We start from the raw sequence: 20,776 nt of genomic DNA on the forward strand, positions 1-20,776 counted from the left end.
GAAAGACGTGTACCTTTGCGACTCGGTTCGCCTATCATGGCGCGCCCGCTGCGTCGCCTCGTTTTACCTATAAGCAGGAACAAACAGATTGGTTGCTGGAGACTTCATGAAAATTGACGTAGCGACGTTCCAAACGGTGTGGCTGATCACGTTCCTGTGCAGCGCCCTCATCACGACAGCGCTTTCGCGGATGTTTGCGCAGGTGGGCGCCTTCCGCTTCTGGGCCGTCGGCTTTTATCTGCTTGCCACCGCCACGGCATGCTTCGCGTTGCACAAGATCTGGCCCAGCGATCTGCTGTTGCTGGCCACCGCGACGCTGGCGTTGCAAAGCCGCATTCTGATCTGGACCGGCACGCGCGATCTGTTCGGTGAATCGGCGCCGTGGCGCGCCGGCCTCGTCGTCACTGCCGTGTTCTGCGTGCTATATGGGAGCGTGCTGGCGTGGAATGCGCCGCTGGCGGTCCGCGCCGGCTTGCTGGCGCTGTTTTTCGCGCCATGCCGCGCGGCAACGCTGTATGAAGTCTACCGGCGGCGCCGTCCGCAACTTGGGCCGGCACGTATGCTGGTGGCGGTGGGTAGCGGCATCGCGACGCTCAATGCCATCGTGCCGCTCGTGCTGGTATTGCTCGACCGCTCCAACATGACGCTGCTGTACGGCAATCCTCGCACCACCTCGGCGCTTTACGCCGTCGTGTTTGCAGGCGATCTGCTGCTGACCATCGGCCTGATCGTGCTGGCCCTGCACCATCTGATCGTCGAACGCGACATGCTCGCCACGCTCGACCGCGGCGCGCTGGAGCGTCTCGCCGAGTCACGGGAAATGCGCGGACTGCGCGAATCGCGGTCGCCGCACTGCGATGCGCTCGGCCACGACACGCCCGCGCAATGCCAGTCGCTGCCGGGGCCGGTTTGACGCAGCGCGCGGCCGCCTAGCCGGTCCGCCGCTTAGCCGGCCTTGCGCGCCTCGCGTGCGGAATCGGCCACCGACACGAGAATCGGCGTCGCCGCCTGCGCGGCTTCGCGCTTGGTGAGCTTGCCATCCACCGAGGCGCCACAATCCATCCGCAACTGCTGGTAGTAGATGTTGCCGGTCACGTGCGCATTGCTCTGCAGCTCGACGAAGTGATCGGCGATCACGTCCCCGACGATCCGGCCATTGACCACCACGTCATAGCCATGCACGTTGCCCTCGATCGAGCCGCGGTCGCTCAATACCAGCAGCGTCTGGGTGCCGGACTCGCCGCTGACGTTGCCTTTCACATGGCCGTCCATGCGCAGGCCGTCGCTGAATACGAGGTCGCCCGTGATCCGCACGTCCTGTGCGATGAGGGTGGCAAGCTTGGTCTGCTGGATGCCCGCGTGTTTTTTCTTGCTGAACATAAGTATTTCCTGGAAATGAAAATGTTCGTCGCGTGATGCTTTCCGGGCGACGAGCCGGGAGGTGGGTTGCTCAGGTGCTGCGCTTGCCGCGTTGCGGTGTCACCTGCCTCGGGTTAGTACGGCGCTCGCTGTGGTGCGACGCGGGGTTGCCGCATACCGTGTCGCGCTCACCCACAGTTAGCGGCGCGGCGCCCCCGTTTGTGCCGGTGGCTTCGTCTTGCTTTGGCCGCGTAGAAACTGCAATTCGGCATTCAATCGCGCGACGTCGGCGGCGGCGCCGTCCGCGGTTTTCTGCACCGCGGCGCGCGCCGCGGATTCCTGCGCCAGCGCAAGCCGCGCGCGGGCGAGTTCCGTCTGCTCGCCGTCTACATCGACGGGCGCGGCGTTGCATTGTTCGGCCGGTGTGCCGGCGCGCTGCGCTTGCCACGCCACAACGGACGCCGCGCCACCCGCCGCACTGAGCGCGCACACCAGCCCCCACAGGGCGACGCGCAGAACGAGCGGCCGCGTGGGCTGCAACGTATAGGCACGATGGGTCAGACTGCCCGCATCGCGGGAAAAACGTCGTTCAACCATGGGGTGTGGGCGCGAAGAGCGCGAGGTAGGCAGCCGGATCGACCGGCGCGCCATTGACCAGCACTTCGAAATGCAGATGCGGGCCGGTGGAGCGGCCAGTCGAGCCGACATCGGCGACATACTGGCGCGGCAGCACCAGATCGCCGACGTGCACGACGATGCGCGACGCGTGGCCGTAACGGGTCACGAGGCCGTTGCCATGATCGATTTCGACCGCGTTGCCATAGCCCGATTTTTCGCCGGCGAAGATCACCCGGCCGCCCGCTGCCGCAAGAATCGGCGTACCGGTTTTGGCGACCAGGTCGAGGCCCGGATGAAAACTCAAACGCTGCGTGAACGGATCGGTGCGATTGCCGAACGGCGAGCCGAAGCGTGCGCTGTCGGCGGGCATGCGGCCGGGAAAGGCGGTGTACGCGACAGCGTGGTCGGCGGTTTGTTGCTCGAGCGCGGACAGCGTCGCGGCGATGCAATCCAGTTGTTGCCGGGTGCGCGTGGCATCGGCATGACCGGCCGGTTGCGGCATGACGTCCGTACAGCGACGCGGCGGTAATGACGGGCCACCCTCGCCTTCGCTATCGGTAGCGGAAGTGTCCGGTTCAGAGGCAGAGGCAGAGCCCGAGGTCGCTGGTGCAACCGGTGCGCGCGGCGCCGGTCGAGGTGTATTCAGACGTGCCTCGAAATCGCGCAAGGCGCCGACCTGCGCCGTCAGGCGCGCGATGCGCGGTTCGATCTGCGCCACGGATGCATTCAGCTTGCCGAGTTGATCGATCGCGTAGTCGTGCTCGACACGGTTCGTCGTCTGATCGCCGGAGCCGTGCGCCGGCCAATGCATGCCGATCGCGATGCCCGCGGCGAGCGCCAGCGCTGCTGCGCCGCACGCCGTGGCCACCGCAATGGTCAGCGCGGTGCGGCGTGTGACGAAGCTGACTGAGCCGCTGGAAAGCTGACTGCCGGCGCGAAACACGGAGGACATCAGCGGTTCCCGGCGCGCGCCATGCGGTCCGCGCGAGGCTGCGCACGGGCCGCACAAGGCACGTTCATCGTGTTCGGCTTATTGAACGTGATGAACGCACTGAGCGTGCTGAAGCGGGAGAGGAAATCGGCGGACAAGGCTAACGGCATGCGGCATCTGCCGGACAACATGCCGGCGGCGATAATGGACAAAGGGCGCCGATTATCGCCTGGCATCACGAACCATCATCTCAAATACAGATGGCCGCAAGCGAATCCGCACTCAAGCCGACGCCGCCGCCGCGTGCGCCTCTATCCGGTCAAGCCCTTCCAGTTCCCTGAGCCGCGCAACCAGTGCATCGCCGGCACGCGTCATCGGCATGCGTAATTCGTCGCGAATCAGGCCTTGCGCGGCGAGCAGGGCCTTCACCGGCGCCGGATTCGGTTCGGCGAACAGCGCGTGGATCAGCGGCACGAGCTCGTGAAAAATACGCCGTCCTTCGTCGAGCCGTCCCGCTGACAGCGCACGATACAGCGCGACGAACCGTTCCGGCCTCAGATGCGCCGAGGCCGCGATCGCTCCTCTCCCACCCAGACACAAAGTGTTGAAGATGGTGATGTCTTCGCCGGTCAGCACCTGCAAGCGCCCATCGCGTATCAGCGCGAGCGTAGTCTCGAGCGAACCGGCGCAATCCTTCACCGCCTGAATCCGCGGATGCGCGGCGAGCGTCAGCAGCGTGTCGAGTTCGAGCCGCACGCCGGTTCGATAAGGAATGTCGTACAGCACGACCGGCTTGTCGCTCGCATCGGCAAGCGCCATGAAATGCCCGACGATGCCCGCTTGCGAAGGCCGGACGTAGTACGGCGCGGCCATCAGCACACCGGCGATCGGCAGTGCGTTCAATTGCTCGATGCGCTCCTTCATGCTCGCCGTGTGATTGCCCGACACGCCGACCAGCACCGGCAGCGCCTGTGCGTCTGCGCCGTCCGCGCCGTGAGCGGCGGCTCGCGCTTCGTCGAGAATCGTCGCCAGCACGGCGTCCTGTTCGGCGGCGTCGAGCGCGGCCGGCTCGCCAGTGGTGCCAAGCGCGACCAGCCCGGCGATGCCTGCATCGGCATAGCGGCGCACCAGCGCGCGCAGCGCGGCGTGATCCACCTCGCCGTCGGCGAACGGTGTGATGAGCGGAACCCAGATACCCGAAAAAATAGACATGTCTTTACCTCGATGACGACCGTATCGATTCCGATCAGCGGTGCGAGGGAGGAAAAACAGGGAATGCCGCAAGGGGCGTTGACCGGCTGTTCCGTCGCAACATCTGACGGAACAGCAGCTCCGGTCAGATGAGCGGCTGTTTTTTGGCTTTGGCGCTAACGCTCGGGAAACCCGCGCGTGCAACCACGACGCTCGCAAAAGCGAGACGGGCGATGGTTGACGGACGGAGTCGGAGCGTTTGGCCGGGATGCATGAAACGCAGTGTAACCGCGTCTAGGGCGAGTTTGCAAAGCGGGTTTGGCAAACGGGTTTGCCAAACCCGCAAAATTGCTTGACTTCTGCGACAGGGAAACTAATATACGCACCGCGTACATAGCCGATACGCAGCCCTTTCCCGACAGGTGCCCGCATGAGCGTCCCACAACAAGCTTTCCTGCGCGACGCGATGCGTCGCATGAACATGACCCGCGAGACGTTCGCGAGCCGTATTGGCGTGTCGCGCCGCGCGCTCGACACATGGCTGCTGCCGGACGATTCGCAGGAATCGCGGGCCATGCCGGAGATCGTGGAGCGTTTCGTGTCGGAAATCGTGGTGCATGGCGAGCCCGGTGAAAACTATACGCAAAGCGTAGACTCACAGTCGCTGGCGAGCCAGATGCTGTTCGAGGGCAAGCCGCAGCTGCTGTCGGTCGATCAGTTCTCGCGCGACTCGGTCGAGGCGCTGTTTCGCGTCGCCGACATCATGCAGCCGATCGCGCGGCGCCGGAAAATCTCCCGCGTGCTCGAAGGCGCGGTGCTCGGCAATCTGTTTTTCGAGGCCAGTACGCGGACCCGCGTGAGCTTCGGCGCGGCATTCTGCCGCCTCGGCGGTTCGGTGTGCGACACCACCGGCTTCACGTTTTCGTCGATGGCCAAGGGTGAGTCGATCTACGACACCAGCCGCGTGATGAGCGGCTATGTGGATGCGCTGGTGATCCGCCATCCGGAGCAAGGCTCGGTAGCCGAATTCGCGCGCGCCACCAACGTGCCGGTGATCAACGGCGGCGACGGCCCGGGCGAGCACCCGAGCCAGGCGCTGCTCGACCTGTACACGATCCAGCGCGAGTTCTCGCGGCTCGGCAAGATCGTCGACGGTGCGCATATTGCGCTGGTCGGCGACCTGAAATATGGCCGCACGGTGCATTCGCTGGTCAAACTGCTGGCGCTGTATCGCGGCATCAAGTTCACGCTGATTTCGCCGCCCATGCTCGAAATGCCGAGCTACATCATCGAGCAGATTTCGCGCAACGATCACGTGATCGAACAGACCCACGATCTGCCCGCCGGGCTGCGCGGCGCAGACGTGGTGTACGCCACACGCATCCAGAAAGAGCGCTTCACCGACGAATCCTTCGAAGGCTATACACCGGACTTCCAGATCAATCAGGCGCTGATGGACAGCGTGTGCGGCCCCGACACGCTGATCATGCACCCGCTGCCGCGCGACAGCCGGCCGGGTGCGAACGATCTGAGCGTCGACCTGAATCACGATTCGCGCCTGGCGATTTTCCGCCAGACCGATAACGGCATCCCGGTGCGGATGGCGATTTTCGCGGTGCTGCTAGGTGTCGAAAAGCTGGTCCAGCATTCGATGCGCGACGCCGCGTGGCGCCCGCCCGTTTATCTCGGTCCGGACGATGCGGTGTTTCACGGCATCGATTGATCAGGATTCGATGATTGAAAGAGACGGCCTTGCGGCTCAACCGCAAGGCCGTTTCCGCAAGCGCAACACCGATCTTCAGTACCCACCCGATTAAATCCGGACTAGACTGGATTCGTCAGTCCCCTCCTCAATCGCAGCATCAACCGTGTCAGTCGCCTTTAAAGAAGTCGCTTATTGCAGTGCGTCACGGATCGATTCGATCCCGGATTCACCCACATACGAACAGGACGACTCATCATGGCTGACACGGGTTATATGGCGCGCAAATCCGTCGCGGATATTGTCGCAAGCGCGGAGGGCGGTGAACGCCACCTGTCGAAATCGTTGGGCGCGCTCAGCATTACGGCGATGGGTATCGGCGCGATTATTGGCGCCGGCATCTTTGTTCTGACCGGCACGGCCGCGGCCCATTACGCGGGGCCGAGCATCATTCTTTCGTTTGTCCTCGGCGGGATTGCCTGCGCTTTTGTCGGACTCTGCTACTCCGAGCTGGCTGCCATGCTGCCGGTCTGCGGCAGCAGTTATACCTACACCTATGCCACGCTCGGCGAATTATTCGCGTGGGTCATCGGCTGGGATTTGATCCTCGAATATGCGATGGGCGCGGCGACCGTTGCAGTCGGCTGGTCAGGCTACATCGTGAGCCTGTTGCACAACGTCGGGATCAACATTCCGCCCACCATGGCGCCCGCGCCCGGCACCACGGTGACGCTCGCCGACGGCAGCACGGTGGCCGGTATCGTCAATTTGCCGGCGGTCTTCATTATCGCCGTGCTGACCACCATGCTCGTGCTCGGTACCAAGGAGTCGGCGCGGCTCAACAACATCATGGTGGCGATCAAATTGACAGTGGTGTTCGCGTTCATCGTCATCGGCGCCTTCTTTGTCCATCCGGCCAACTGGCATCCGTTCATTCCGCAGAATACTGGCGAATTCGGCAACTTCGGCGCGAGCGGCATTCTGCGCGGATCGGCCGTCGTCTTCTTCGCTTTCATCGGCTTCGATGCGGTGTCCACTGCGGCCCAGGAGGCACGCAAGCCGCAGATCGACATGCCGATCGGCATTCTGGGCTCGCTGGTGATCTGCACGCTGCTCTACATTGCGGTCGCCGGCGTGCTGACAGGACTCGTTCCGTATGCCGAGCTCAACGTCCCGGATCCGATCGCGAAAGGTGTCGATGTGATCGGCGTCACCTGGTTTTCCGTGCTCATCAAGATCGGCGCGCTGACCGGCTTGACGACCGTGATACTCGTGCTGCTGTATGGCCAGAGCCGCATCTTCTTCACGATGTCACAGGACGGCCTGCTGCCGCAACTGTTCGCGCAAGTTCACCCGCGTCTGCACACACCTCATTTGAGCCAGATGATGATCGGTGCCATCGTCGCGGTTGTGGCGGCGTTTACGCCGATCAACGTGTTGGGCGAGATGGTCAGCATCGGCACCCTGTTCGCGTTCATTCTCGTCTGCGGTGCCGTGATCTATCTGCGCCGCAGCGACGCAGACGCCGCGAGGCCGTTTCGCGCGCCTGGCGTGCCTGTGATCCCGATCCTCGGGATTCTGTTTTGCCTGCTGCTGATGGCCGGGCTGCCGCTCGTCACGTGGTTACGGCTCTTCGTCTGGCTCGTGATCGGGCTCATCATCTATGGGATCTACGGTCGCAATCATTCGCGGCTTCGCTATCCGGAGCGCAAGCGCGACTGATATCACAGACGATGCGGCATTTCACGGCATCGATTGAACGACTGACTAACCGATTACGATTTGCCCATATATAAAGCGGCCTTGCTGTGAATCAGCAAGGCCGCTTTTTTATGCCGCCGCGGTTAAGCCGCTACACACTCAACTCCACGCTTGCGGCGACTTGGCGTCCACGACCGTGCATTGCAGACCGGACATACGGCCGGCGGCGTCGATGGCCGCCTCCAGTTCAGCAAACGGATACGACTTCAACTCGACCGCCGCGAGCGGAATCTGCCCGGACGTGACGAGCGAAACCAGCGCGCGATAGTCAGCGCGCGTGTACATGAAGTGGCCGATCAATTCCCAGTTGTTCAGCAGCATCTCCCTGTAGGTAATCGGCAGGTCCACTTGCATGCTGCCCATCAGCACGAGTCGCCCGCCGCGGCGCAGGCTGCGCAATGCGACCAGGGTTGCGTTTGCGTCCGTGGCCTGCCCCACCATGTCGAACGCGAGGTCCGCGCCGCCACCGCTTGCGGCGCGAATCGCCGCTATGTCTTGCGCGGCATCGCCGCTCAGTACGACGGGGACCACCCGCCCGCGGCCTTGCTCGACCAGCGCTTGCAGCGGTTCCGGACGCCGGCCGAGCGCGACGACCTTGCTCGCGCCGAGGGCCAGCGCCGCAAGCACGGCCGCCGAGCCGAAGTAACCGCTTGCGCCGTTGACCGCCACCGTCTCGCCCGCCGACAGACGGCCGCGTCGCAAACCCCCGAAGGGCACCGCGAACTTCGCCAGGACCGCGAGACGTGCGGCATCGATTCCATCCAGACCGTCCAGTGCAATCAGCGTTGACGCAGGGAATTCGGCTACTTCGCGTAAGGTGCCGTGCGGAAACTCAGCCAGCAGCGCCCCGCTGTCGGCGCTAATAGCGGTGAGCCCTAACAGCGCTTGCGCCGGCTCGCGCACCGTTTCGTCGGCAATCCAGTAAGGATTCACGGCAACGCGTTGACCGGCGCGAAATGCCACCACGCCCTCGCCGACAGCAACGACCCGGCCAACACCATTGGTGCCGGGCGAAAACGGCGTCGGCGGATACGCGTAGGGCAACTTCCCTTCGACATATTCACGCGTGTAACTGAGCAGAGGCACCGCCTCCATCCGCACCAGCACGGCGTTCCTGCGCGGTTGCGGTTGGCTCACGTCGCGCAAGGCCAGCGGCTTGCCGGGTTCGTCGAGCATCCAGGCTTTCATGTTGAGCTTCCTTCAGTTCGTTTCGGTGCTTGAACTGTAGTAGCGCGGTACGTATTCTGGAAATCAATTACTCATATGCGACCTATCAACATGATTGATCTCCGCGGTATCGATTTGAATCTGCTGGTTTCGCTCGACGCCCTGCTCGCCGAGTCGAACGTCACGCGTGCGGCCGAGCGGCTGCATCTGACGCAACCGGCCGTCTCCACGCAGCTTTCGCGTTTGCGGCAGATCTTCGGCGATCCGCTGCTGCTGCCCGCCGAAACCGGCCGCGGCATGACGCGCACGGCCAGGGCGCTGGAGTTGATGGAGCCGCTTCATGCCGCGTTGAAGAATCTCGAAGCGGTGGTGCGCCACCAGCCTGCCTTCGATCCTCATACCGATACGCGGCGCTTCGTGATTGCCGCGCACGACAACGCCACCGCGGTACTCGGCATGCGCCTGATGGAGTGCTTGCCGGCGTCGGCGGGGCCGGGCGTGCGCGTGGCGTTCGTGATCGGCGATCAGCCCACCGCCGCGTCCCGGCTCGAAAGCGGCGAGATCGACCTGCTGCTCGGTTCCGACCGGATGATTCCGCCGTCGATGAAAGTCCGCAAGCTCTACGACGAGCATTTCGTGTTCGTGCAGCGCAAGGGCCACCCGCGCGGCGACGCCCCACTCGATCTCGACACCTACTGCGCGCTCGATCACGTGCTGGTGTCGACCAGCGGCGGCAGTTTTCACGGCTTCATGGACGAGCATCTCGACGAACTCGGCCGTGAACGGCGCGTCGCGCTGTCGCTCCAGCACTTCGCGCTGGTGCCGGAGTTGCTGTCGAAAACCGACTACGTTTCGACGCTGCCGTCGCGCTTCGCAGCACGCTACCTCGACCGGCTCGACACCTTTGCGCTGCCCTTCGAGGCGCGCGGCTTCACGTTGTGCGCAGGCTGGCATCCGCGTAACCAGGCCGATCCGGCGCTCGTGTGGCTGCGGGAGATGCTGGCCGAGTTGGCCACACAGTAGGAAATCGGGCTGGCACGGTCCGCCGTTCGATCAGAAAATGCGCATCACGCGCTATAAAAGCCGCTCGCAAGACTGACGCACAGGCAGTCATCTCCGCGCCAGTAGCAGCCGTCAAACCCACTACATCTGCAACCATCATCGTCTATCAGACAGCCAACTCCACGAATTGGCACGCACCCCAATTCCACGACCAAAGATTTTTGATGAGAACGCTTCTCAATTACAGCCAGATTGCATAGAATGCACGCCGAAACCATTTTGTAATAAATATGGAATGCCTGGGTAAGGAATGCGTTGTTCATCCGGGCACCAGCACTCATGACGGGGATAAAAATGAAGTTGCGGTCCGACGAACCGAAGCTCGGCAAAATCAGCACGACGCTGTGCAGCATGCTGGCGGCAGGTCCCGCGCTCGCGCAGGGCACGGCCGGCACGGCGCCGCCTGACAAGGAAAGCCAGCTCGCGCCGATCGCCGTGCAAGGCCAGGCGGACGACGGCTTCAAGACCGACCACTCGGCGTCGGTCAAATTCACCGCGCCGCTGGTCGATACGCCAAAGTCGGTGACCGTGATTCCGCAGGAGTTGATCAAAAGCACGGGCGCCTCGACGCTGACCGAAGCGCTGCGCACGGTGCCGGGCATCACGTTCGGCGCCGGCGAAGGCGGCAACCCGCTCGGCGACCGGCCGTTCATTCGCGGCTACGACGCCCAGGGCAGCACCTTCGTCGACGGCATGCGCGACATCGGCGCGACCACTCGCGAAGTGTTCAACATCGAAAGCGTGGAAGTGACCAAGGGGTCGGACGGCGCCTACGGTGGTCGCGGCGGCGCGGGCGGCAGCATCAACCTAATCACCAAGACTCCGCATCTGGGCAATTCCGCCGACGGCAGCGCGGGCCTCGGCACCGACCGCTACCGCCGCTTCACTGCCGACGGCAACTGGCAGATGGCCGATCACGCGGCCTTCCGCCTGAATGTGATGAGCCACAACAACGACGTGGCCGGCCGCGACGCGGTCAACAACGAGCGCTGGGGCATCGCGCCGTCGTTCACCTATGGTCTCGGCACGCCGACCCGCGTCACGGCGAGCTACTACCACCTCTCCACCGACGACCTGCCCGACAGCGGTATTCCGTACTTCTACACGACCACCAACAAGCCGGCCAACGTCAATACGATCTATCCGGCCAATGTGGACCGGCATAACTTTTACGGCCTGATCGACCGGGATTTCCGCAAGACGACCTCGGACGTCGGCACCGTGCGCATCGAGCACGACATCAACAGCAATCTGACGGTCCGCAACACCACGCGTTATACGAAGTCCACTCAGGACTACATCTGGACGCAGCCGGACGACAGCCAGGGCAACGTCGTGAACGGCATGGTGTGGCGCCGCGCGAATACGCGTGCCAGCGACGTCTATAGCCTCGCGAACCAGACCGAACTGTTCGGCGAGTTCAAGACGGGCTTCCTGAAACACAGCTTCACCACCGGCATCGAACTGTCGCGCGAAACCAGCGTGAATGATTCGTACACCGTCGCAACGGCCACCGGTGCGATCTGCAAGACCAAGGGCATCGGCGCGGCGTCGGGCTATAACTGCACGAGCCTGTGGTCACCGAATCCGAACGACCCGTGGGCCGGCTCGGTCAAGCAAACGAACGATCCGAGCGAGCAGCGCACCACCACCAAATCGCTGTATGCGTTCGATACGATCGAACTCACCAAACGCTGGCAGGCCAACGTCGGCTTGCGCGTCGACGATTACTCCACCGATTTCCGCAACACGGTGGCCAACGGCGGCAAGCGCACCTCGCGCGACGACACGCTGTTCAACTACCAGTTCGGGCTCGTCTTCAAACCGGCTTCGAACGGCAGCGTGTATGCGTCGATCGCAACCTCGTCGACGCCGGCCGGCGCCCTGCTCGGCCAGGGCAGCGAAACGCAATCGTTGACACCGGGTCGCAACGGTGTCGGTGCGAACGCGGATCAGCTAGCCCCGGAAAAGAACCGTAGCGTCGAACTCGGCACCAAGTGGAATGTGCTGGACAACCACCTCTCGCTGACGGGCGCGCTGTTCCAGATCGATACGACCAACGCCCGCGTCACGCTGCCGAACAACGAATACGCGATGGTCGGCAACAAGCGCGTGCAAGGCTTCGAATTCGGCGTGGCCGGTCAGTTGACGAACAAGTGGCAGGTGTTCGGCGGCTACACGTACATGAAGAGCCAGTTGCGCGACAACGGCAAGACCACCTCGGATAACGGCCACCAGTTCCCGAATACGCCGAAGAACAGCATCAGCCTGTGGACCAACTACGATGTGCTGCCGAAGTTTACGATCGGTGGCGGCGCGTTCTACATGTCGCAGGTGTACGGCGACACGGCGAACCTGCGTGCGGTGCCGTCGTACTGGCGTTTCGACGGGATGGCGACGTACCGCATCAACAAGAAGGTCGATCTGCAACTGAACGTGCAGAACATCTTCAACCGGACGTATTACGACCAGGCGTATCCGGCGCACTACGCGTCGATCGCAGCCGGCCGTTCCGCCTTCCTGACGCTCAACGCGCATTACTAAGCACGGGCATGACGGAACAGGTAACGCTGAAGGCGTTGGCGAGCGTGTCGCATGACGAGCTCGCCGCGATTTTCTCCGGGCCGCCGGCCAAAGCTGCCGCGTGGGTGGCGGCGGCCGCGCATAACGGCATCGTCGAAGCGCAGGCGGTGTACGGACAATATCTGCTCGACGGCCATGGCGTGGAACGGAACGCCGAGGAAGCGTTGACCTGGTTCAAGCACGCGGCCCGGCAGGATCATCCGATGGCGATGAACATGTTGGGCCGTTGCTATGAACACGGTTGGGGAACCACCGCGTGCGCGCCGGTAGCGGTCTACTGGTACCGCCTCGCAGCGCAGGCCGGACTCGACTGGGGGATGTACAACTATGCTTCAGCGCTGGCGCTCGGCAATGGTGTGGCGTGCGATCGTGCGCAAGCGTTGGTGTGGTTCCGGCGTGCCGCCGAAATAGGTCACGTTAAGTCGATCAACTTTATCGGCAGCTTTTACGAGGACGGCTGGGAAGTCGAGGCCGACGCAAGCATCGCGCTCGACTATTACCGTCGTGCAGCGGTGGGCGGCGACTTCCGCGGCCAGTTCAACTATGCGCGGCTACTGGCTGAACGCGGCGAGATCGATGCCGCGCTGCAATGGTTGCGGCGTGTGCCGCATACCGCAACACCAACGTTCGTCGAGAAAATGCAAGTGTGGCTGGCCGCTTCGCCGGTGGCCGCATTTCGTGCGCTGGCCAAAGAGATCGATGAAGAGATCAACGAAGAGGTGCGCGCGTGATGCTGCATCTGCAAGGCGTACTCAGCAAACAACAAGTCGCGCAATGCCGCGAAATCCTCGACGCGGCGCCATGGATCGACGGCAATGCGACTTCCGGCGAACAGTCGGCGCAGGCCAAGCGCAATCAGCAATTGCCCGAAGGCTCCCCCGCCGCGCGCGCGGTTGGCGATGCGATTCAGGACGCGCTCGGCCGAAGTCCGCGCTTCTTTTCCGCCGCGTTGCCGCTGAAAGTCTTTCCGCCACTCTTTAACCGCTATGCAGGCGGCGATGGTTTCGGCACGCACGTGGACAACGCGATCCGCCAGTTGCGCGGCACCGACTTCCGCATCCGCAGCGATCTGTCGGCCACGCTCTTTCTGGCCGAGCCGGAGTCCTACGACGGCGGCGAACTCTGCGTCGAAGACACCTACGGCGTGCATCGCGCGAAGCTACCGGCCGGCGACATGGTGCTCTACCCCGCTTCGAGCCTGCATCACGTGAGCCCGGTGACGCGTGGCGTGCGGGTCGCGTCCTTCTTCTGGATCCAGAGCATGGTGCGCGACGACGGCGAACGCGCCATGCTGTTTCAACTCGACAACGACGTGCAACGTCTGGCAGCCGAGAAAGGTTCGAACGATGCAACCGTGGTAAGTCTCACCGGCATCTATCACAATCTGCTGCGCCGCTGGGCCGACGCCTGATCTGGCGGACTCGTCGTCCGACGCAAAACAGTCTTTCTTTTTGCACGCAGAAAGAAGGCACTTCCGCATATTTACTTTCCCGTTCGTTAAGCGCAACGTCCGTGGTTGACGCGCGTCGCTACGTTTCTGGTTGCGCTCGCAAGGATTCGATCCGATTCGCCGTGACTCGATAGCCGGGTCGCAGCGGACCCCGTTGCGCCGCGTCCGCATATCGTTGCATTCGCAACGGCACCGAAATTGCTGAGAACGATGAGTTAGGCCACGATGCTTCGGATGCCAACGTGCGGGTATCCGCGCGTCGGTTACCCGCATGTCGGCATCCGCACGTCGCCAGCCTGCATTGACCTTTCAATGGAGCCAGCAGACCTTCATGTCCACGAAGAACGAACGTCAGGATTCGGGCGACGCGCCCGCCACCACGCCACCCCAACCGTCGCGCCGCCGCTTTCTGCAGTCGGCGGCCGCGGCCGCCACTGTCGGCGCGGCGCCGCATCTGCGCGCGCAAACACAAACACCCACCCCGGCCGCGCCGCCTGCGGAGGTCCGTTCACCTGTGCCGGGCCGTCCGGTCACGCTGACGATCAACGGCCGCGCTTACACGCTGCAACTCGAACCGCGCGTGACCTTGCTCGATGCGCTGCGCGAGTACGCGGGCCTGATGGGCACCAAGAAAGGCTGCGACCGCGGACAGTGCGGCGCATGCACGGTGATCGCCGACGGCCGTCGCATCAATTCCTGCCTGACGCTCGCCGTGATGCATGAAGGCGAGAACATCACGACGGTGGAAGGACTCGCCAGCAACGGCGTGCCGAGTCCGTTGCAGCGGGCCTTCATCGAACACGATGCGTTCCAGTGCGGCTACTGTACGCCCGGGCAGTTGTGTTCCGCGACTGCCCTGCTGAACGAATTCCGTAACGGCACGGCCAGCACCGTGACCGCCGATGTCCGCAGCCGGCCTCCACAACTTTCCGACGACGAGATCCGCGAACGCATGAGCGGCAATATTTGTCGCTGCGGCGCGTACGTGAATATCGTCGCTGCGGTGCGCGCCGTGCATGAAGGCGGTGGGCAGAACGTTGCAAACGGCAGTGGCAGCACCGCCAGCGGCAGCGATAACCGCCACAACGCCTGACGGAGCGACCAGCATGGATGCGATCTCTTACGAACGCGCCGGCGACGTCGCCGGCGCCGTGCGCGCGGCGCAGCAACCGGGTGCGGTGTTCATCGGCGGCGGCACCAATCTGCTCGACCTGATGAAGGGCGGCGTGGCGCGGCCGCTGCGGCTCATCGATATCACGCACATCAGCGGACTCGATACGGTCACCACGCTGCCCAATGGCGGCATCCGCATCGGCGCTCTGGTGCGCAACAGCGATGCCGCCAATCATGCGCTGGTGCGCGAACAATACCCGTTGCTGACGCAAGCATTTCTGGCGGGTGCGTCGTCACAACTGCGCAATATGGCGACCGTGGGCGGCAATCTGTTACAGCGCACGCGCTGCGGCTACTTTTACGACACCGCCTTCACGCAGTGCAATAAGCGCATACCAGGCAGTGGTTGCGCGGCGCTCGAAGGCCACAATCGCACGCACGCGATTCTCGGTGCGAGTCCGCAATGCATCGCCGTGAACCCGTCGGATATGAGCGTCGCGCTCGCTGCGCTCGACGCCGTCGTGCGCGTGAGCGGACCCATAAGCGGACCCGCAGGCGAGCGGACGATTCCGTTTGCTGACTTTCATCGGCTTCCCGGTGACCGGCCCGATATCGATACGACTTTGCAGGCGGGCGAGTTGATTACCGCCGTCGATTTGCCGCCACCCTTGTTCAGCGCGAACGCTCACTATCTGAAGGTGCGTGACCGGGCCAGTTACGCATTTGCGTTGGTCTCGGTGGCCGCCGCGTTGCAGATGGACGGCGGCCACGTGAAAACCGCACGCATCGCGTTGGGCGGCGTCGCGCACAAACCGTGGCGCGCGAGTGCGGCCGAGCAGATGCTCAACGGCCAGCCGCTCACGCAGGCGAGGTTGCATGAGGCCGCAGCCGCCGCGCTACGTGATGCCAGACCACAGCACGAGAATGCGTTCAAGGTGCAGCTCGCGCAACGCGCGATCTTACGCGCAGTGAATCTGGCCGCGGGCCGCACCGGAGGTGTCGCATGAATCTGATTGGTCAACCGCTCGACCGCATCGACGGTCTGCTGAAAGTCACCGGCGAAGCACGCTACGCCGCCGAGTTCCCCGAGGCGCGGCTCGCGCATGCGGTGCTGGTCACCAGCACGATTGCAAGCGGCACGATTGCGTCGATCGATGCAAGCCGCGCGCAGGCGCTGCCAGGCGTGCTGCTGGTGATGACGTATCAGAACGCGCCACGCCTGCCGAACGGCGGCAAGCCCGCGTTGGCGTCGCCGGCAGGCAGGCGACTGTCGCTGCTGCAGGACAACCAGATTCACTACAACAACGAGCCGGTCGCGGTGGTGGTTGCCGATACGCTGGAACATGCCACCGACGCCGCGCGCCAGTTGCGCATCACTTATCAGAGCAGCGCCGCGGTACTCGATTTCACGCAAGCGAAGCCGAACGGACATGCGCCCGACAAACCGCAAGGCCGCACCACCGACACGCAACGCGGCGACTTCGAGGACGGGTTGCGCAGCGGCCCAGTCCACGTCGATGCCGTTTACACAACGCCGATCGAGCATCACAACCCGATGGAGCCGCACGCCACGATGGCGCACTGGGACGGCCCGCAACTCACGCTCTACGACTCGACGCAAGGCGTCAGCAATGCGGCGCAGGCGGTCGCCAGAACCTTCGGCATGTCGCCCGGCGACGTGCGCGTGATTTCGCCGTTTATCGGCGGGGGCTTCGGTTGCAAGGGTTCGTCGTGGTCGCACGTATCGTTGTGCGCGATGGCGGCGAAACAGACCGGGCGCCCGGTGCGCCTCGTGCTCGAACGGCCGCAGATGTTCGGCTCTGTCGGCGCGCGGCCACGTACCGAGCAGCATTTCACACTTGCCGCGCGGCACGACGGCACACTGACCGCGATGCGCCATGACAGTGTTTCGAACACGTCGATGTTCGAAGACTGGACCGAGACCTGCTGCATGGTCACGCGCATGTTGTACGCGGTGCCCAATCAGATCACGACGCACCGGATCGTGCCGATGAATCTCGGCACGCCGACTTTCATGCGCGCGCCCGGAGAGACAACTGGCTCGTTCGCGCTCGAATCGGCGATGGACGAACTCGCTGTAGCGTTGAAGATGGACCCGCTAGCGCTGCGCCTGAAGAATTACGCCGATGCCGATCCGCAGGAAAACAAGCCGTGGTCAGGCAAGTCCTTGCGCGAGTGCTATCAGATCGGCGCGCAGAAATTCGGGTGGTCGCGGCGCACCGCCGCTCCACGCTCGATGCGCAACGGCAACACGCTGATCGGCATGGGCATGGCAACGGCCACCTATCCGGCCAACCGCAGCGAAGCCGCAGCCATCGCACGGATTCTGCCGGACGGCAGCGCCATGGTCGCCTCCGGCACCCAGGACCTCGGCACCGGCACCTATACGGTGATGACCCAAGTGGCCGCCGACGCACTTGGCTTCGCGCCGGAAAACATCCACTTCGCGCTCGGCGATTCGTCGCTGCCGAGAGCGCCGGGATCGGGCGGCTCGCAATCGGCGGCGAGCGTTTCGCCCGCCGTGCGCGAAGCCGCAAGCCAGGCGCGCAGCCAGTTGATCGCCTTGGCGCTCGCCGACGAAGCCTCGCCGGTGCACGGCATCGCGCCCGACGACATCACGGTGGAAAACGGTTGGGTCATGAGCCGCTCACAACCGGCGAAGCGCGATCCGGCGGCGGCAATCATCGCGCGCTCAGGCGGCAAACCGATCGAAGCCACCGCGACGGCCAAACCCGGCGATGAACGGCAGAAGTACTCGCTTCACTCGTTTGGCGCAGTCTTTGCCGAAGTCCATGTCGATGCGGACCTCGGCACGATTCGCGTGGCGCGCGTGGTCGGCGTCTATGACGTGGGGCGCGTGCTGAACCAGAAAACCGCGCGCAGCCAGATGCTGGGCGGCATCGTGTGGGGCGTGGGAGCGGCGCTCCAGGAGGAGACCTCGCTCGACACGCGCTATGGCCGCTTCACCAACGCGAATCTCGCCGAGTACCACGTGCCGGTGAATGCCGACATCGGTTCGCTCGACATTGCGTTTATCGATCGGCCTGATCCGTACGTCAACTCGCTCGGCGTGCGCGGCATCGGCGAGATCGGCATCACCGGCGTGCCGGCGGCCATCGCGAATGCGGTGTATCACGCGACCGGCGTGCGCGTGCGCGATCTGCCGGTGACGCTCGACAAGGTGATGGGGACGATGCAGGTGTGAGGCGGGTACGTGGCAGTGGATAAGAACCGCCACGCACGCGGTACGGTTGCGCCGCATGCGTGGACCGAATCGCTGAGGGCGTGCTAAATGCGTGACGCGCAGCCGACGATCTCGGCGGTGGTCGCGATCTGCGCATAGTCCATCGCGAGATTTGCGAGCGACAGCGCGTGAATATCCTCGGCCGCCCACAAGCGGCCGTTCAGATCGCGCATGTCGAACGTAAAGGCTGCGTCGCTCGCCACCAGCGTGGTGAAGCCGAGGTTACCGGCCGTACGCGCGGTAGCTTCGACAGAATTGTTCGTGATCACGCCCGCGATCGCCACTTGAGCGATCTGCCGTGCGCGCAACCAGCGTTCGAGCCCGCTCGCGACGAACGCATCCGGCACGTTTTTTTCGACGACATGCTCGCTATCGCGCGGCTCGAAGGCCGTCTGAAACTCGACGCCGCTTTGCCCCGGCCAGAATACCGAGTCCGGCTCACGGGAAATGTGGCGCACGTGCACGACAGGCCTCGCGGTGTCGCGCCAATGGGCGAGCAAGGCCGCGAGATGGTGTTCGGCGTCGGGATTGTTGCGGCGGCCAAGCTTCGGAAACTGAATGCCCTTTTGAAGGTCGATCAGGATCAGCGCGGCATTGTCGTCGAGTCGCTTCATGGCGATGAAGATTCGCTTTGATGTGAGGTAAGCGGCTCATTGTACGGGCACTACCGCGCATGACGGCACACATCGGCCCATGCATTGGCGCTTGCCTGCCGATGCGTTGCATCGCACAATCGGGCACGTCCTTCCTATCGGTGCCCGCCCATGGCCTACGCCTCGCTCGCTACTGGCGTGTTGCTCGCCGCCGGCTTCGGCTCCCGCTTCGACCCGGACGGCCTGCACAACAAGCTGCTCGCGCAGATGCCCGACGGCACGCCCGTCGCGCACGAAGCGGCGCACCGGCTGCTACGGGTTGTCTCACGTGTGCTGGCCGTGGTGCGGCCGGGCTCGGACGCCCTCGCGCGCCTGCTGAACGACGCCGGCTGCGACGTGGTGTTCGCCGAGAGCGCCAATCGTGGCATGGGCGCAAGCCTCGCCGCCGGCATCGAAGCCAGCGACGACGCCGAGGGCTGGATCGTCGCGCTTGCCGATATGCCGCGCATCGCCACCCCGACGATCGAAGAAGTGGCCCGTGCACTCGACAGCGGCGCTTCGATCGTCGCGCCGTTTTATCAGGGCCAGCGCGGCCATCCGGTCGGCTTCGGCATCGAGCATCGGGACGCATTGATCGCACTCGACGGCGACACCGGCGCACGCGCGCTGTTGACCTCGCAGCGAGTAATGCGGCTGGATGTCGACGATCCCGGGATTCTGCGCGACGTGGATACGCCGGAAGATCTGCGCAACGTTTAGCTCGAGCGCGACAGTGCCGTGGACAAACCGGCGCGGGAATTGAGTGGGTGGGACCGAACGTCCAGGCTGATCACATGCCTTGTGACACCTGCTGACGGCACATTCTGAGAACGAGCTGCCGAAGCCAACGATGAACCGGGTCATTCTCCAAACGAGGATGCCACAATGGATCGCCGGTCGCGGCACGAAGGCGAGTCAGCGTGCGACTCATTGCCGACGCACTCAAATGCAACGACCGGGCAGCGCGCGTCACGTTTTTCTCGGCAAGCAACGCATCGAGCGCGAAAAGCAGATTGAGGTCCGGTTCAGGCATTTTTAATCGTAGTCAGCAGAGATGAGATAGGGCGTCTGATGCAGATATTAGTTGCATTCAGCGCAGCTTCCGCCATTCCCTGCGTATCGCTATATTGGTTTGAACGATTTACCTAAGAGGATCGCTCTAGTTACGTTCAGGTTCGGGAGCGGCTTCGTTTACCGGGAATGCCAATGCAAAACACACGTTCGCAGAAAACTGTCCTCCTGATCGGCGCCTCCCGCGGCCTTGGGTTTGCGATGATCGAGCAGTATTTGAAGCGCGGCTATCAGGTCATCGCCACCGTGCGAACTGGATCGACCGACAAACTTCGGCAGGTCGCGGAAGCCTCCGCTGGCGCGCTCGAGGTAGAAACGGTCGATATCACGATTCCGGAACAGATCGCAGCGTTGCGCGCCCGCCTTGCAGATCGGCGTATCGATGTGCTCTTTGTGAACGCAGGCGTCGTAAACGATGGTGGTGAAACGATCGCGGACGTCTCGACCGAGGAATTTGTGCGAGTGATGGTAACGAACTCGCTGAGTCCGATGAGAGTCATTGACGCGTTTCAGGATCTCGTCCCGCCGACTGGAACGATCGGTGTCATGTCTTCGGGGCAAGGCAGCATCACGAATGCCACCAACGCGAATTACGAAGTCTACCGGGGGAGCAAGGCCGCACTGAATATGTTCATGCGGACCTTCGCGGCGCGCAGCGCCGAGTATCCGCGCAGCCTCCTGCTGATGGCGCCTGGATGGGTCCAGACAGACATGGGCGGTCCTACGGCGCGCTTGACCATCGAGGAAAGCATTCCGAACCTGGTCAATACGATCGAGGCTTATGAAGGGCGCGCCGGCCTGCATTACCTTGACTACCTCGGAAGGGTCGTTCCCTGGTGATGTGCCGCGTAACGCGCAATACCTGTCTGTC

Annotated in this window: 18 protein-coding genes and 1 pseudogene; 12 read left to right on the forward strand and 7 right to left on the reverse strand. The window is 63.6% G+C overall.

Features of this window, described 5'->3' with window-relative positions; all coding sequences use genetic code 11:
- Positions 1 to 106: 106 nt before the first annotated feature.
- Positions 107 to 913 carry a hypothetical protein gene (locus tag M0D64_RS03550; RefSeq protein ID WP_266256636.1) on the forward strand — a complete coding sequence of 269 codons (807 nt, stop codon included), beginning with the start codon at positions 107 to 109 and terminating at the stop codon, positions 911 to 913.
- Between the two features lie 32 nt (positions 914 to 945).
- On the opposite strand, the gene M0D64_RS03555 is transcribed toward M0D64_RS03550, so the two are convergent.
- From M0D64_RS03555 to dapA, 4 genes are all read right to left on the reverse strand, one after another.
- Positions 946 to 1,380, reverse strand: coding sequence for a polymer-forming cytoskeletal protein (locus M0D64_RS03555; RefSeq protein ID WP_154560046.1), 435 nt, complete (start codon positions 1,378 to 1,380; stop codon positions 946 to 948).
- 177 nt (positions 1,381 to 1,557) lie between these two features.
- Entirely contained in the window at positions 1,558 to 1,956 is a 399-nt protein-coding gene (locus M0D64_RS03560; protein ID WP_266256637.1) for a hypothetical protein, read from the reverse strand.
- Positions 1,949 to 2,929 (reverse strand): M23 family metallopeptidase, encoded by a 981-nt coding sequence (locus tag M0D64_RS03565; protein WP_266256638.1) that lies wholly within the window; start codon positions 2,927 to 2,929, stop codon positions 1,949 to 1,951. The genes M0D64_RS03560 and M0D64_RS03565 overlap by 8 nt, the downstream gene beginning before the upstream one ends.
- A 261-nt stretch (positions 2,930 to 3,190) precedes the next feature.
- A complete protein-coding gene (dapA, locus tag M0D64_RS03570) occupies positions 3,191 to 4,120 on the reverse strand; it encodes a 4-hydroxy-tetrahydrodipicolinate synthase (protein ID WP_266256639.1) in 930 nt (309 codons plus the stop codon).
- 409 nt (positions 4,121 to 4,529) lie between these two features.
- Here dapA and M0D64_RS03575 point away from each other — a divergent pair, with 409 nt between their 5' ends.
- Both M0D64_RS03575 and M0D64_RS03580 read left to right on the forward strand, forming a co-directional pair.
- A complete protein-coding gene (locus M0D64_RS03575; RefSeq protein ID WP_054038849.1) occupies positions 4,530 to 5,822 on the forward strand; it encodes an aspartate carbamoyltransferase in 1,293 nt (430 codons plus the stop codon).
- A gap of 237 nt (positions 5,823 to 6,059) precedes the next feature.
- Positions 6,060 to 7,523: an amino acid permease gene (locus tag M0D64_RS03580; RefSeq protein ID WP_266256640.1), complete on the forward strand. Its 1,464-nt coding sequence runs from the start codon at positions 6,060 to 6,062 to the stop codon at positions 7,521 to 7,523.
- A gap of 138 nt (positions 7,524 to 7,661) precedes the next feature.
- Here the strand turns inward: M0D64_RS03580 and M0D64_RS03585 are convergent, their stop codons facing one another.
- Positions 7,662 to 8,750, reverse strand: coding sequence for a zinc-binding dehydrogenase (locus M0D64_RS03585; protein WP_266256641.1), 1,089 nt, complete (start codon positions 8,748 to 8,750; stop codon positions 7,662 to 7,664).
- Positions 8,751 to 8,840: 90 nt separating this feature from the next.
- On the opposite strand from M0D64_RS03585, the gene M0D64_RS03590 reads away from it, so the two are divergent.
- From M0D64_RS03590 to M0D64_RS03620, 7 genes are all read left to right on the forward strand, one after another.
- Positions 8,841 to 9,752 carry a LysR family transcriptional regulator gene (locus tag M0D64_RS03590; RefSeq protein WP_266256642.1) on the forward strand — a complete coding sequence of 304 codons (912 nt, stop codon included), beginning with the start codon at positions 8,841 to 8,843 and terminating at the stop codon, positions 9,750 to 9,752.
- A gap of 333 nt (positions 9,753 to 10,085) precedes the next feature.
- Positions 10,086 to 12,335, forward strand: a complete 2,250-nt coding sequence (locus tag M0D64_RS03595; RefSeq protein WP_266256643.1) for a TonB-dependent siderophore receptor — start codon at positions 10,086 to 10,088, stop codon at positions 12,333 to 12,335.
- A gap of 8 nt (positions 12,336 to 12,343) precedes the next feature.
- Positions 12,344 to 13,105: a tetratricopeptide repeat protein gene (locus M0D64_RS03600; protein WP_266256644.1), complete on the forward strand. Its 762-nt coding sequence runs from the start codon at positions 12,344 to 12,346 to the stop codon at positions 13,103 to 13,105.
- Positions 13,102 to 13,785 (forward strand): Fe2+-dependent dioxygenase, encoded by a 684-nt coding sequence (locus tag M0D64_RS03605; protein WP_266256645.1) that lies wholly within the window; start codon positions 13,102 to 13,104, stop codon positions 13,783 to 13,785. The genes M0D64_RS03600 and M0D64_RS03605 overlap by 4 nt, the downstream gene beginning before the upstream one ends.
- Before the next feature lie 370 nt (positions 13,786 to 14,155).
- Entirely contained in the window at positions 14,156 to 14,917 is a 762-nt protein-coding gene (locus M0D64_RS03610) for a (2Fe-2S)-binding protein (protein WP_266256647.1), read from the forward strand.
- Positions 14,918 to 14,930: 13 nt separating this feature from the next.
- A complete protein-coding gene (locus M0D64_RS03615; RefSeq protein WP_266256648.1) occupies positions 14,931 to 15,944 on the forward strand; it encodes a xanthine dehydrogenase family protein subunit M in 1,014 nt (337 codons plus the stop codon).
- Positions 15,941 to 18,163: a xanthine dehydrogenase family protein molybdopterin-binding subunit gene (locus M0D64_RS03620; RefSeq protein WP_266256649.1), complete on the forward strand. Its 2,223-nt coding sequence runs from the start codon at positions 15,941 to 15,943 to the stop codon at positions 18,161 to 18,163. The genes M0D64_RS03615 and M0D64_RS03620 overlap by 4 nt, the downstream gene beginning before the upstream one ends.
- 83 nt (positions 18,164 to 18,246) lie before the next feature.
- On the opposite strand, the gene M0D64_RS03625 is transcribed toward M0D64_RS03620, so the two are convergent.
- Positions 18,247 to 18,816 (reverse strand): cysteine hydrolase family protein, encoded by a 570-nt coding sequence (locus M0D64_RS03625; protein WP_266256650.1) that lies wholly within the window; start codon positions 18,814 to 18,816, stop codon positions 18,247 to 18,249.
- Positions 18,817 to 18,966: 150 nt separating this feature from the next.
- Between M0D64_RS03625 and M0D64_RS03630 the strand changes: the two genes are divergently transcribed.
- Positions 18,967 to 19,554, forward strand: a complete 588-nt coding sequence (locus tag M0D64_RS03630) for an NTP transferase domain-containing protein (protein ID WP_266256651.1) — start codon at positions 18,967 to 18,969, stop codon at positions 19,552 to 19,554.
- Positions 19,555 to 19,717: 163 nt separating this feature from the next.
- On the opposite strand, the pseudogene M0D64_RS03635 reads toward M0D64_RS03630, so the two are convergent.
- Positions 19,718 to 19,867, reverse strand: a pseudogene (locus M0D64_RS03635) (LysR family transcriptional regulator); the annotation flags it as partial.
- A 173-nt stretch (positions 19,868 to 20,040) separates the two neighbouring features.
- Here M0D64_RS03635 and M0D64_RS03640 point away from each other — a divergent pair.
- Positions 20,041 to 20,745, forward strand: a complete 705-nt coding sequence (locus M0D64_RS03640; RefSeq protein ID WP_266256652.1) for an SDR family NAD(P)-dependent oxidoreductase — start codon at positions 20,041 to 20,043, stop codon at positions 20,743 to 20,745.
- Positions 20,746 to 20,776 lie beyond the last annotated feature (31 nt).

Origin of the sequence: Paraburkholderia sp. WS6, from assembly GCF_030464835.1 — a bacterium.
Lineage (GTDB): Bacteria > Pseudomonadota > Gammaproteobacteria > Burkholderiales > Burkholderiaceae > Paraburkholderia > Paraburkholderia madseniana.

Coding starts and splice junctions, on each gene's coding strand:
- M0D64_RS03600 (WP_266256644.1), top strand. CDS start 12,344: ATGACGGAACAGGTAACGCTGAAGGCGTTGGCGAGCGTGTCGCATGAC.
- M0D64_RS03610 (WP_266256647.1), top strand. CDS start 14,156: ATGTCCACGAAGAACGAACGTCAGGATTCGGGCGACGCGCCCGCCACC.
- M0D64_RS03555 (WP_154560046.1), bottom strand. CDS start 1,380: ATGTTCAGCAAGAAAAAACACGCGGGCATCCAGCAGACCAAGCTTGCC.
- M0D64_RS03620 (WP_266256649.1), top strand. CDS start 15,941: ATGAATCTGATTGGTCAACCGCTCGACCGCATCGACGGTCTGCTGAAA.
- M0D64_RS03615 (WP_266256648.1), top strand. CDS start 14,931: ATGGATGCGATCTCTTACGAACGCGCCGGCGACGTCGCCGGCGCCGTG.
- M0D64_RS03550 (WP_266256636.1), top strand. CDS start 107: ATGAAAATTGACGTAGCGACGTTCCAAACGGTGTGGCTGATCACGTTC.
- dapA (WP_266256639.1), bottom strand. CDS start 4,120: ATGTCTATTTTTTCGGGTATCTGGGTTCCGCTCATCACACCGTTCGCC.
- M0D64_RS03625 (WP_266256650.1), bottom strand. CDS start 18,816: ATGAAGCGACTCGACGACAATGCCGCGCTGATCCTGATCGACCTTCAA.
- M0D64_RS03640 (WP_266256652.1), top strand. CDS start 20,041: ATGCAAAACACACGTTCGCAGAAAACTGTCCTCCTGATCGGCGCCTCC.
- M0D64_RS03575 (WP_054038849.1), top strand. CDS start 4,530: ATGAGCGTCCCACAACAAGCTTTCCTGCGCGACGCGATGCGTCGCATG.
- M0D64_RS03595 (WP_266256643.1), top strand. CDS start 10,086: ATGAAGTTGCGGTCCGACGAACCGAAGCTCGGCAAAATCAGCACGACG.
- M0D64_RS03590 (WP_266256642.1), top strand. CDS start 8,841: ATGATTGATCTCCGCGGTATCGATTTGAATCTGCTGGTTTCGCTCGAC.
- M0D64_RS03630 (WP_266256651.1), top strand. CDS start 18,967: ATGGCCTACGCCTCGCTCGCTACTGGCGTGTTGCTCGCCGCCGGCTTC.
- M0D64_RS03580 (WP_266256640.1), top strand. CDS start 6,060: ATGGCTGACACGGGTTATATGGCGCGCAAATCCGTCGCGGATATTGTC.
- M0D64_RS03585 (WP_266256641.1), bottom strand. CDS start 8,750: ATGAAAGCCTGGATGCTCGACGAACCCGGCAAGCCGCTGGCCTTGCGC.
- M0D64_RS03565 (WP_266256638.1), bottom strand. CDS start 2,929: ATGTCCTCCGTGTTTCGCGCCGGCAGTCAGCTTTCCAGCGGCTCAGTC.
- M0D64_RS03560 (WP_266256637.1), bottom strand. CDS start 1,956: ATGGTTGAACGACGTTTTTCCCGCGATGCGGGCAGTCTGACCCATCGT.